This window comes from Cryobacterium sp. MDB2-A-1, from assembly GCF_004402675.1.
GTDB classification, from domain to species: Bacteria; Actinomycetota; Actinomycetes; order Actinomycetales; family Microbacteriaceae; genus Cryobacterium; species Cryobacterium glucosi.
Genome location: NZ_SOFK01000044.1, coordinates 214,696 through 226,296, shown reverse-complemented (window position 1 = coordinate 226,296; position 11,601 = coordinate 214,696). Strand labels below are relative to the sequence as shown.

8 protein-coding genes and 1 pseudogene are annotated in these 11,601 nt (G+C 71.1%); 8 read left to right on the top strand and 1 reads right to left on the bottom strand.

Going from position 1 to position 11,601, the window contains the following annotated elements; all coding sequences use genetic code 11:
* The 4 genes and pseudogenes from E3O39_RS19600 to E3O39_RS17380 form a co-directional block, all read left to right on the top strand.
* A pseudogene (locus E3O39_RS19600) lies at positions 1–127 on the top strand (rhamnose isomerase); the annotation flags it as partial.
* Positions 128–236: 109 nt separating this feature from the next.
* Entirely contained in the window at positions 237–2,276 is a 2,040-nt protein-coding gene (locus tag E3O39_RS17385; protein WP_134449258.1) for a bifunctional aldolase/short-chain dehydrogenase, read from the top strand.
* Positions 2,273–2,440 (top strand): hypothetical protein, encoded by a 168-nt coding sequence (locus E3O39_RS19100; RefSeq protein WP_166787375.1) that lies wholly within the window; start codon positions 2,273–2,275, stop codon positions 2,438–2,440. Before E3O39_RS17385 ends, E3O39_RS19100 begins: the two co-directional genes overlap by 4 nt.
* A 53-nt stretch (positions 2,441–2,493) precedes the next feature.
* Positions 2,494–3,891 carry a rhamnulokinase family protein gene (locus E3O39_RS17380; protein ID WP_174774866.1) on the top strand — a complete coding sequence of 466 codons (1,398 nt, stop codon included), beginning with the start codon at positions 2,494–2,496 and terminating at the stop codon, positions 3,889–3,891.
* Between the two features lie 141 nt (positions 3,892–4,032).
* Here the strand turns inward: E3O39_RS17380 and E3O39_RS17375 are convergent, their stop codons facing one another.
* A complete protein-coding gene (locus E3O39_RS17375; protein ID WP_134449257.1) occupies positions 4,033–4,869 on the bottom strand; it encodes an undecaprenyl-diphosphate phosphatase in 837 nt (278 codons plus the stop codon).
* A gap of 185 nt (positions 4,870–5,054) precedes the next feature.
* Here E3O39_RS17375 and E3O39_RS17370 point away from each other — a divergent pair, with 185 nt between their 5' ends.
* The 4 genes from E3O39_RS17370 to E3O39_RS17355 all read left to right on the top strand — a co-directional run bounded on the left by E3O39_RS17370 (position 5,055) and on the right by E3O39_RS17355 (position 11,567).
* Entirely contained in the window at positions 5,055–5,855 is an 801-nt protein-coding gene (locus E3O39_RS17370; protein WP_134449256.1) for a response regulator transcription factor, read from the top strand.
* On the top strand, positions 5,852–7,333 hold the full coding sequence (locus E3O39_RS17365; RefSeq protein ID WP_134449255.1) for a HAMP domain-containing sensor histidine kinase: 1,482 nt from the start codon (positions 5,852–5,854) through the stop codon (positions 7,331–7,333). Before E3O39_RS17370 ends, E3O39_RS17365 begins: the two co-directional genes overlap by 4 nt.
* A gap of 778 nt (positions 7,334–8,111) precedes the next feature.
* Positions 8,112–9,863, top strand: coding sequence for an aldehyde dehydrogenase family protein (locus E3O39_RS17360; RefSeq protein WP_198413464.1), 1,752 nt, complete (start codon positions 8,112–8,114; stop codon positions 9,861–9,863).
* Between the two features lie 117 nt (positions 9,864–9,980).
* On the top strand, positions 9,981–11,567 hold the full coding sequence (locus tag E3O39_RS17355; RefSeq protein ID WP_198413466.1) for an AMP-binding protein: 1,587 nt from the start codon (positions 9,981–9,983) through the stop codon (positions 11,565–11,567).
* The last annotated feature ends 34 nt before the right edge of the window (positions 11,568–11,601 follow it).

Genomic DNA, 11,601 nt, shown 5'->3' with positions numbered 1-11,601 from the left:
CCTCGCCGCGTGGCGCGAGTCCCGCGGGCTTCCGGCCGACCCTATGAAGGCGTTCGCGGCATCCGGTTACCAGGAGAAGATCTGCGCAGACCGCGTCGGTGGCACCCAGGCCGGCTGGGGCGCCTAGACCACCCTCCCCGCCGCAACAGTCAGGGCCCGACACCCCGCACCGCCCGTGCTTGCCCCCGCTCGTCCTTTGCCCTCTAGCTCCTCTCCCAGCCCCTGGAAAGCAGATCATGACCACCAATCCCACGGCCGCGGCGCTCGTCGCCCGCTCCAACCGCCTCGGCGCGAACCCCAAGAACACGAACTACGCCGGGGGCAACACCTCCGCCAAGGGCACCGAGATCGACCCCGTCACCGGCACCACCGTCGAGCTGCTCTGGGTCAAGGGCTCCGGCGGAGACCTCGGCACCCTCACCGAGTCCGGCCTCGCCGTGCTCCGCCTCGACCGGCTGCGCGCGATGGTGGATGTCTACCCCGGCCTCGATCGTGAAGACGAGATGGTCGGCGCCCTCGACTACGCCCTGCACGGGCGCGGCGGCGCCGTCCCCTCGATCGACACGGCGATGCACGGACTGGTCGACGCGGCCCACGTCGACCACCTGCACCCGGACGCCGGCATCGCGATCGCGACGGCCGTCGACGGGGAAGAACTCACCGACTCGATCTTCGGCCACCGGGTGATCTGGGTGCCCTGGCGCCGCCCCGGCTTCCAGCTCGGCCTCGACATCGCCGCGATCAAGGACGCCCACCCCGGCGCGATCGGCGCGATCCTCGGCGGCCACGGCATCACCGCCTGGGGTGACACGAGCGAGGAGGCCGAGGCGAACTCGCTCTGGATCATCGAGACCGCCACCTCCTACATCGAGGAGCACTCCAAGCCGGAGCCCTTCGGCGCCCCGCTCGAGGGCTTCGGTGCGCTGTCGGCGGCCGAGCGCCGCGCCAAGGCTGCCGCGCTTGCGCCGACCCTCCGCGGCCTCGTCTCCACCGACAGCGCCAAGGTCGGCCACTTTACCGACGCGCCCGAGGTCCTCGACTTCCTCGCCAGCGTCGAACACCCGAGGCTCGCCGGCCTCGGCACGAGCTGCCCCGACCACTTCCTGCGCACCAAGGTCACGCCGCTCCTGCTCGACCTCCCGGCGGACGCCTCTGTCGAGGCGTCCCTCGCCCGGCTCCACGAACTCCACGAGCAGTACCGCCTCGACTACCAGGCCTACTACGACCGGCACGCGACCCCGGAGTCGCCCGCCATCCGCGGTGCCGACCCGCTCATCGTGCTGATCCCGGGCGTCGGCATGTTCAGTTACGGCGCGAACAAGCAGACCGCGCGCGTCGCCGGCGAGTTCTACATCAACGCCATCCACGTGATGCGGGGAGCCGAGGGGCTCTCCCGCTACTCCCCGATCGACGAGTCCGAGAAGTTCGCCATCGAATACTGGGCGCTCGAAGAGGCCAAGCTCCAGCGGATGCCGAAGCCCAAGCCGCTCGCCGGACGCATCGCGCTCGTGACCGGCGCGGCAAGCGGCATCGGCAAGGCGATCGCCACTCGGCTCGCGGCCGAGGGCGCCTGCGTCGTGATCGCCGACCTCGAACTGGCCAAGGCGCAGGAGGCCGCGGCGGCGATCGGCGGCACGGATATCGCGATCGGCGTTCAGGCGAACGTCACGGACGAGAACCAGGTTCAGGCCGGCATCGACGCCGCCGTACTCGCCTTCGGCGGCCTCGACCTCGTCGTGAACAACGCCGGGCTCTCGCTCTCCAAGTCCCTGCTCGAGACCACGGTCGCCGACTGGGACCTGCAGCACAACGTGATGGCGAAGGGTTCCTTCCTCGTCTCCCGCGCCGCGGCCCGGGTGCTGATCGACCAGAAGCTCGGCGGCGACATCATCTACATCTCGAGCAAGAACTCGGTCTTCGCGGGCCCGAACAACATCGCGTACTCGGCGACGAAGGCCGACCAGGCCCACCAGGTGCGCCTGCTGGCCGCCGAACTCGGCGAGTACGGCGTCAAGGTCAACGGCATCAACCCCGACGGTGTCGTGCGCGGCTCCGGCATCTTCGCCGGCGGCTGGGGAGCCAAACGAGCCGCGGTCTACGGCGTCGATGAGCAGGACCTCGGCAAGTACTACGCTCAGCGCACCCTGCTCAAGCGCGAGGTGCTTCCCGAGAACGTCGCCAACGCGGTCTTCGTGCTGTGCACGAGCGACCTCAGCCACACCACCGGGCTGCACATCCCGGTCGACGCCGGCGTCGCCGCCGCCTTCCTGCGATGAGCGGGGGCATCCGCTCGCGCACGACAGGGCTCCCGGCTTCCCCCGGGCGAGCGGATGCCGCCACGCGTCCCGATCCCGGCGGTCGCCGTTCCGGTCGAGAGTTGCCGTTCTACCGGGCGCTCTCGACCGGAACGGCGACTCTCGCGGGGGTGCCGTCGTGGTGAGCAGCGCGGGGACCGTCGCCGCGATCGACCTCGGCGCGTCGAGCGGGCGGGTCATGCTCGGGCACGTCGGCCACAACGAGCTGCGACTCCGGCCGGTCGCCCGGTTCCCGAACCTGCCGGTGCGCACGATCGACGGACTGCACTGGGACATCCTCGACCTCTACCGCAACGTCCTCGCCGGCCTGCACTCCGCCGTGCGGGAGGAACCCGGGCTGCGGAGCGCCGCCGTGGACTCCTGGGCGGTTGACTATGCGCTCCTTTCCGGGCAGCGGATGCTCGGCAACCCGTTCCACTACCGGGACGAGCGCACCGCTGCGGGAGTCGAGTCGACCCACGCCCTGGTGCCGCACGCCGAGCTCTACGCCGGGAACGGGCTCCAGTTCCTGCCGTTCAACACGCTGTACCAGCTGGCCGCCGAACGGCAGGCCGGCGGCCTCGACGGCGCGGACACGATGCTGCTGATTCCCGACCTGCTCGGCTTCTGGCTGACCGGGGAGCGCGTCGCCGAGCGCACCAACGCGTCGACGACCGGGCTGCTCACGGTGTTGACAGGGCACGGGCACGGCCACGGTTCCGGTCACGGGGAGTGGGACGATGCGCTCATCGCACGCCTCGGCTTGCCGCGCTCGATCTTCCCGGGGCTGGTCGATCCGGGGTCCCGGATCGGGTCTCTGCTGCCGGAGGTGGCTCACGAAATCGGAGCCGTCTCGCGACTGGATCTCGTCGCCGTCGGGTCGCACGACACGGCATCCGCTGTCGTCGCCGTGCCGATGCGGGACGAGAACGCCGCATACATCTCGTCGGGGACCTGGTCGCTCGTCGGCGTCGAGCTGAATTCCCCGGTGCTCACCGAGGAAAGCCGGGCCGCGAACTTCACCAACGAGGGCGGCGTCGACGGGCGGGTGCGCTACCTGCGCAACGTGATGGGACTCTGGCTGCTGAGCGAGTCGATGCGCAGCTGGGACCTCGAGGGCGTCGCGTTCGAGCTGCCGTTCCTGCTCGCCCAGGCTGCGCAGGTGACCGGGCCGGTCACGGTCTTCGACGTCGACGACCCGGCCTTCCTCTCGCCGGGGGACATGCCCGCGCGGATCCGCGAGCACTGTGCCGCACACGGACTCGCGACGCCGGCGACCCCCGTCGACCTCGTGCGCAGCATCATCGAGAGCCTCGCAACGAAGTACGCCAGCACCCTGCGCGCGGCGAGCGAACTCTCGGGCACGAGCATCCGCACGGTGCACATCGTCGGCGGCGGCTCGCAGAACGAGCTGCTCTGCCAGCTGACCGCGAACCTCACCGGCCTGCCCGTGCTCGCGGGACCCGTCGAGGCGACCGCGATCGGGAACGTGCTGATCCAGGCGCGGGCGCAGGGCCTCGCCCACGGCAGCCTCGAGGCCCTCCGGACGCTCGTCGCCCAGGCATACTCGCCCCGCCACTACGAACCCCACGCCTGACCTCACCCCGCCATTCGCCGCCCCGCCCCGCCCCGCAGGCCCCGCTCACCCCTGCCGCGAGAGTACGTATTGGGCCCATAAACGAGTGGTTTAAGGGCCCAATTCGTACTCTCGCGGAGAGAGGGACCGGGGGGGGTGAAGTCAGGTCGCGGCTACGACGCCGGTGACGAGGAGGCCGGCGATCACGAGGCCGAGCGCGACCCGGTACCCGATGAACACCGCGATGCTGTGCTTCGCGACGAGCCGCAGCAGCCACGCGATCGTGGCATAGGCGACGAGGAAACTGACGACGGTCGCGACGATCGTGGGCACCCAGCCGACGGAGGCCGAGATGTCGCTCGCCGAGGAGAGGCCCTCATAGGCGCCCGCAGCGGTCAGTGCCGGGATGGCGAGGAAGAAGGACAGCCGGGTCGCGGCGACCCGGTCGAGGTTGCGGAACAGGCCGGCGCTGATGGTCGCCCCGGAGCGGGACACCCCGGGGATCAGTGCGACACACTGCATGACGCCGATCACGAGCGCGTCCTTGAGGGTCGTCGATTCCTCCGGGCGGTTGCGCTTGCCGACACGCTCGGCGATGAACATCACGACACTCCAGCCGATCAGCCCGGCAACGACGACCCACAGGTTGCGCAATGGCCCCCCGATCAGGCCCTTTCCGAGAAAGCCGACGATGCCGATCGGCACCGAACCGGCGATGACGTACCAGGCGAAGCGGTAGTCGTGCGCGAGTCGCGCCTCCCGGTGGAAGAGGCCCTGCCACCATGCAACGGCCAGGCGGATGATGTCGGCCCGGAAATACAGGATCACCGCGACGATCGCCCCGAACTGGATGATCGCGGTGAACGCGGTCACCCCCGGGTCGTCGAGCTTCAGCCCCAGGAGCTTCTCGGTGAGGGTGAGGTGTCCCGTGCTCGAGACCGGGAGGAATTCGGTGATTCCCTCGACGATGCCGAGGATCAGCGCTTGGATCAGGTTCATGCTGGTGCCTTTGCGTGGAGTGCGAACAGGAAATCGGCGCCGGGCGGCGGTGGACGGGCCGAAGACCTCGTGCAGCAGAAGGTTAGGCCGCCGAACCTGCCCGCCGCCTGACCGGCACGCCCGCCACCCGGGTTGACCTGCACCGTTTACACGGGCGGCACGCGGGCACTGCGTACGATTGCCCCATGCCCACCGTCGGAGTCTGCGAAGACGACCCCCTCATCCGCCGGGTGCTCGCCGAGGCCCTCGGCGGCGCCGGCTACAGCCTGCTGCTCGCGCACACCGGCGCGGAGGCGGTCGTTCTGTTCGGCCCTGGACAGCCCGTCGACGTGATCGTGCTCGACATCGGCCTGCCCGACTCCGACGGTCGCGACGTCTGCCAGGCCCTCCGGGCCGCCGGGCAGCTCGCACCCGTGCTCTTCCTCACTGCGCGAACCGGCGTGCAGGACATCGTCACCGGCTTCCATGCCGGAGGGGACGACTACCTCGGAAAGCCGTTCGCGCTCGCCGAGGTGCTCGTGCGGGTCGGCGCCCTGGCTCGCCGGGGCAGGCCGGAGCCGTACCGGCAGCCAGCGGGCCTCCGCCTCGACCCCCAGCGGTTCACCGTGGCCAGGGCCGACCTCGAGATCGCCGTCACACCGACAGAGTTCCGGATGCTCGCGGCCCTGCTCGCCCGCCCTGGCGAGGTCGTCCGCCGGCGCGACCTGGTCGCGGCCGCGTGGCCGCACGGCGCCATCGTCGCCGAGAACACCGTCGATTCCTATGTACGCAGGCTGCGCCGCAAGCTCGAATTGCTCGACGGCGACGGCGACCGTGAGGGCGACCGCGACCGTGAGGGCGGCGACCACGACCGTGAAGGCGGCGACCGCGGTGACCACGGCGGCGATGCCGCTGCGCTCGCCGGGCCAGGGGCGGATGCCGCCCGCGAGTCTCCGGCGTCGCGACGGATCGAGACCGTGCGCGGCGTCGGGTACGCCCTCCGATGACCGGGACCAGGGACTCGTCCGGGCGCCGCCAGGGACGATTACGGCTGCCGGTCCTGCCACGCGTGAGCTCGCTGCGCCGCCGCCTCGTCTTCGCCACGGCGCTGCTCACGACCGTCGGCATGGCGGCACTGCTCTCCCTGACCGTCGCCGTACTGACGCACGTCGTGAGCGAGGACATCGACGGCCTCCTCGCTGAGCGCGCCGCATCCGCGCTCGCGACCGTCGTGCGCCAGGGTGACGGCATCGCGGTCACCCGGAACGCGGCCGGCGGCCTCGGCGACGTCACCTGGATCTACGACGCGTCCGGCCGGCTGGTCAGCGGGACCGCGACCGGGACGGACTCGACGCCGACCGGCGGGGAACCGGACCCGGCGCCGGTCGCGGGACCGTCCGAACTCACGGCCGGGCTCGCGGCGCTGAGCTCGGTCACCGAGCCGACGGAGCGCGAGAGCGGCGGCTGGAGACTGCGCGCGGTGCCCATCGTCCTGCCGGGCGAGACGGAACGGATCGGCGTCGCCGTGGTCGGCCTGTCCCTCGCGCCGTACCAGCGTACCGAGACACGTACCCTGCTCGTGGGCATCGGCCTCGCCGTTCTCGTCGTGCTCGGAGTCAGCGGGATGGCGGCCTGGACCGTGCGGCGCGCGTTGCGCCCCGTCGAGGTGATGGCCAGGCGGGCGTCCGCATGGAGCGCGGATGACCTCACCGGGCGGTTCGACCTCGGCGAGCCCCACGACGAACTCACCCGCCTCGGCCAGGTGCTCGACGGCCTGCTCGCGCGGGTGTCGCGCACGATCATCGCGGAGCAGCGCCTGACCGCGGAACTCGCCCATGAACTCCGCAGCCCACTGACGGTGATCCGGGCTGAGGCGGAGCTCGCGGGACTCGATCCGACGCTCTCGCCGGCGCAAGCGGAGCGGTTCGGCCGAATCGGCGCATCCGTCGATCAGCTCACCGAGGTGATCGGCACCCTGCTCTCGGTGTCCCGCGGCCAGGTGAACCGGGATGAGCGGGCGCCGGTCGACGCCGTGCTGCACGCTGCTGTCGCGGCAGCGGCCGGGGCTTCGGCCGGGGCGCCGGCCGACGCGGTGCCGGAGATCGTCGTCGCCCCCGCGCCCGGTCTCGCGCTCGGGGTTCCGCAGGCCGTCGCGTTGCGTGCCCTCGCGCCGCTGCTCGAGAACGCCGTGCGGTACGGCCGGACGCGGGTCACCGTCGCGGCGGTCGCGCAGGGCGGTTCGATCCGGATCAGCGTGACCGACGACGGGCCGGGAATCGGAGACCTCGACCCGGAGCTGCTGTTCACGCCCGGATACCGGGCGGCAGAGAGCCCCGGTGCCGGCCTCGGCCTGGCGCTCGCGCGCAGGGTTGCGGTCGCCGCGGGCGGCACGGTGGAAGCCGTCCCCGGCGGTCGTCACGGCCGGTTCGTGCTGGTCCTCCCCGCTGTCCCCGCGGAAGAGGCGGGCCTTGCGCCGGCAGACTGACGCGCGTTCCGGGCATCCGGGAGTGCTGTCCCGGCCTTCTTTTGCGCCGGCATCGTCGCCACCGCAGCGTCCCGCCTCGGCTCCTTCCGCCTGGAACGGGCCACGCACCCCACGGACTTCCCACGGATTTCCCTCGTTTTTCCCTCGGATTTGCCCCGGATCAGCGCAGCCTCACCCGATCCGGTCACTTCCGGTGCAGGAGACCGCAGGGTTGCACGGATGTTCAGCCATGACAAATACCTGATTGAGCGCTATTTCGCTGGCTTGGTTCCGCGGCGGGCGTACTCGCCTCCCGAGACGGATGCCGACGATCCGCCGCATCGGGCACCGGTTGCGATCCCCGGGCGTACGTCATACGTTTTCACCAGATCAACGAACTGCCGCCTTCGACGCAGACGCTGGTCAGCACCAGAAACGAACCGGTCAACGGCCGCCCGAGGCCTCACCAGAGTTCGATGCCCTCCGTGGTCCGGATCACTGATCGTCCCGAAAGCTCGGTGGTCCGAACCCGCGGTTTCCTCCCGTGCCCGCCGGCCAGCACGCCGTCGGCTGTCGCCGTCGGCGCCGCCGTCGCCCGGTGGGACAGCGACTCCCGGCACACGGAGCGACGCTCGCCGTGCCGTCAGCCGAGCGACACCCGCGCACTGGGGTGGGGACCCGCCGAGGGTCGTGAGGTACTCTGCTGGTTCAGCACGCGCAGGCCGCAGGCGCGGGCCGTCTGGCCGTCCGGCCGGGCGCGCGGGCCGCAGGAGCCACCGGCAGCAATCAAGGGAGATTGATGACCTCGACCGAACCGACCGCCGTCAACGAACGTCCCGCCGACGAGCTCTCTGCTGCAGACCGCGCGGCCCTCGACACGCTCGTCTCCGGCCTCGCCGCGGGCGTTGCCCGCTGGGCGGACATGCCCCTGGCCGCGCGCTCCGCATTGCTCGCTGCCGTCGCCGCCACGGTCGCGGCCCAGGCCGAGCGCTGGGTTCGGGTCGCGGCCCTCGCCAAGGGGCTCGACCAGGACTCCCCGCTCGTCGGCGAGGAGTGGCTGTCCGGTCCCTACGTCGTGCTGACAAACCTCGCGACCCTGCAGGACTCGATCAGCGCCCTCGATCGCGGTGAGAGCCCACTCCGGGCCACCCGCTTCGGGCGCGCCCCCGGTGGCCGGATCACCGTCCCCGTGCTCCCGGGCACTCCCTTCGAGGCGCTCCTGCTGCACGGGTTCTCCGCTGAGGCCTGGCTCAGGCCGGGCGTGACCGAGGAGGAGGCGCGCTCGCGTGCCGGGCTCGGCCAGCGGCATCCGTCCCGCACCGGGGGAGTCGGTCTCGTGCTGGGAGCCGGCAACATCACGTCGATCCCGCCGCTCGACGTGCTCTACGAGCTGATCGCGCACAACCGGGTCTCGGTGCTCAAACTCAATCCCGTGCTCGACGCCCTCTCTCCGGTCTACACGGATGCCTTCGCCCCCCTCATCGAGGCGGGACTGCTCTCGATCGTCTCGGGCGGCGCGGCGGTCGGAGGGTACCTCGCCCACCACGAGGGCGTAAGCCACGTGCACATCACCGGAAGTGCGGCGACCCACGATGTCGTCGTCTTCGGCCCGGGCGCAGAGGGCCGCGCCCGGCGCGCCGCCGGCACCCCGCTGCTGCAGAAGCCCATCACGAGCGAGCTCGGCGGGGTCGCGCCGATCATCGTCCTCCCCGGGAAATGGAGTCGACGGGACGTGATCTTCCAGGCCGAGCACGTGGCCACCCAGCGCCTGCACAACGGCGGCTACAACTGCATCGCCGGTCAGGTGGTCGTGCTCAGCCGCGAATGGCCGCAGAAGGCGGACTTCCTCGCGGCGCTGCGGGCGGCCCTGGCCGCAGCGCCCGCACGGCCGCCCTGGTACCCGGGCAGCGACGCCCGGGTACACGCCGCGCTCGCCGCCTACCCCGAGGCCACCCGGCTCGGCCCGGACGGCGGTCGTCTGCTGATCGAGGCGGGCACAGCAGACCCCGCCGCGCTCACCGGCGTCGAGGCCTTCGCTCCCGTGCTCGGCATCATCGAACTCGACGGGACCGGACAGGCCTTCCTCGACGCCGCGGTCGCCGCGGCAAACGAGGACTTCCTCGGCACCCTCGGCGCGAACATCCTCGGCACCCCGGCCACGATCCGCCGGCTCGGCACGGGGTTCACCGCTGCGCTCGAGCGCCTGCGCTACGGCACGATCGCCGTCAACGCCTGGACAGGCGTGGGGTTCCTCACCGCGGCAGCGCCGTGGGGGGCCTTCCCCGGCCACTCGCTCACCGACGTGCAGAGCGGCATCGGCGTCGTGCACAACGCGCTCCTGCTCGCCGACACCGAACGCACCATCGTCCGCGGTCCGTTCCGGCCCTTCCCCCGGTCGGTCTGGCACGGCGAATTCGCGCTCTTCCCGAAGCCGCCGTGGTTCGTCAGTGCGCGGAGCGCGCCGAAGACCACCCGGCTCCTGACCGAATTCGTCAGCCGGCCGTCCTGGTGGAAGACGCCCGCGATCTTCCTTTCGGCCTTCCGCGCGTGACTCTCGACCGGGTATATGCCTGGCTTCGATATGCCTGAGTCGCTCCATGCCAGTCCCGATATATACCTCCCCGGCACCCTGCCCCGCTCGCACACCGTATCGAAGGAGATACCGATGATCATCGCCAGCACGCACCCCGACGTCGAGATCCCCGACCTCAGCGTCTACGACTACCTGTTCGGCTCGATCACCGAGGAGGACAGGGACCGCACCGCCATGATCGACGCGGCCACCGGCCTGTCGACGAGCTACCGCGAGCTCGTTGCCGGCATCGACGCCGTTGCCGGCGCCCTCTTTGCCCGGGGAATCGGCCTCGGAGACGTCGTCGCCCTGCACGCCCCGAACTCGACAGCCTTCGCGATCATGTTCCACGGCATCCTCCGTGCCGGCGCGACCGCGACGACCATCAACTCCCTCTACGGCGCCGCCGAGATCGCCTCCCAGCTGCGCGACTCGCAGGCACGGCTGCTCTTCACCGTCACGCCGTTCCTGCCCCAGGCGAGCGAGGCGGCCACGCTCGCCGGCCTGGCGGCGGATGCCGTGGCCCTGCTCGATCACGACGGCTCGCGACTGTCCCTCGCCGACCTCATCCTGGAGGGTCACCCCGCGCCGGTCGTGGTGTTCGACCCGGCAACCCACGTCGCCGTGCTGCCCTATTCCTCCGGAACCACCGGCAGGCCGAAGGGTGTCATCCTCACCCACCGCAACCTCGTGGCCAACGTCGCCCAGGCGATTCCGGTGCTCGAGGGCACCCCGGACGACCGCGTTCTCGCCGTGCTGCCGTTCTTCCACATCTACGGGATGACGGTGCTGCTCAACATCGCCCTCGCGGCCCGCGCGACGGTCATCACGATGGCCCGCTTCGAGCTCCCGGCATTCCTCCGGCTGATCCAGGACTACCGGGCCACCTACGTGTTCATCGCGCCGCCGATCGCCGTGGCCCTTGCGAAGCATCCGCTCGTGGACGACTACGACCTGTCGAGCCTGCGGACCCTGTTCTCCGGCGCCGCGCCGCTCGACGCCTCGCTCGCCCACGCCGTCGCCGACCGCCTCGGCTGCCAGGTGCGCCAGGGCTACGGCATGAGTGAGCTGAGCCCGATCTCGCACGCGATGCCCCGGGGCCGCGATGACATCCCGCACGGCGTCGTCGGCCTCGCCCTCCCGAACATCGAGTGCAAGCTCGTCGACCCGGAGACCGGGCTCGCCATCGCGCTTCCCGATGTCGGGGTGAGCGAACCGGGCGAACTGCTCGTGCGCGGCCCGAACGTGATGCTCGGCTACCTCGGCAACGAGCAGGCGACCCGGGAGATCCTCGAAGATGACGGCTTCCTGCACACCGGCGACATCGCGACCGTGAGCGCTGAGGGATACGTGACGATCATCGACCGCCTCAAGGAGCTGATCAAGTACAAGGGCTACCAGGTCGCGCCCGCCGAACTCGAGGCCCTGCTGCTCAGCCACCCCGCGATCGCGGACGCCGCGGTCGTCGGAGCAGTGGATGCCGACGGCCAGGAGGTGCCGAAGGCCTTCGTCGTCGTGCTTCCCGGCCACGTGCTCACGCCGGAGGAGGTGATGACCTTCGTCGCCGAGCGGGTGGCGCCGCACAAGAAGGTGCGGCAGGTGGCGTTCATCGACGTCATTCCCAAGTCCACGTCCGGCAAGATCCTGCGGAAGGACCTGCGCGCGCTCGCCCCCACGCCGTGAGCGGATGCGGCGTGCTGGGAGTTCGCCCAGCGCG

Bases quoted from the DNA above. Each gene is read 5' to 3' on its own strand.
- E3O39_RS17385 (WP_134449258.1), top strand. From the start codon at position 237: ATGACCACCAATCCCACGGCCGCGGCGCTCGTCGCCCGCTCCAACCGC.
- E3O39_RS19100 (WP_166787375.1), top strand. From the start codon at position 2,273: ATGAGCGGGGGCATCCGCTCGCGCACGACAGGGCTCCCGGCTTCCCCC.
- E3O39_RS17380 (WP_174774866.1), top strand. From the start codon at position 2,494: ATGCTCGGGCACGTCGGCCACAACGAGCTGCGACTCCGGCCGGTCGCC.
- E3O39_RS17375 (WP_134449257.1), bottom strand. From the start codon at position 4,869: ATGAACCTGATCCAAGCGCTGATCCTCGGCATCGTCGAGGGAATCACC.
- E3O39_RS17370 (WP_134449256.1), top strand. From the start codon at position 5,055: ATGCCCACCGTCGGAGTCTGCGAAGACGACCCCCTCATCCGCCGGGTG.
- E3O39_RS17365 (WP_134449255.1), top strand. From the start codon at position 5,852: ATGACCGGGACCAGGGACTCGTCCGGGCGCCGCCAGGGACGATTACGG.
- E3O39_RS17360 (WP_198413464.1), top strand. From the start codon at position 8,112: ATGACCTCGACCGAACCGACCGCCGTCAACGAACGTCCCGCCGACGAG.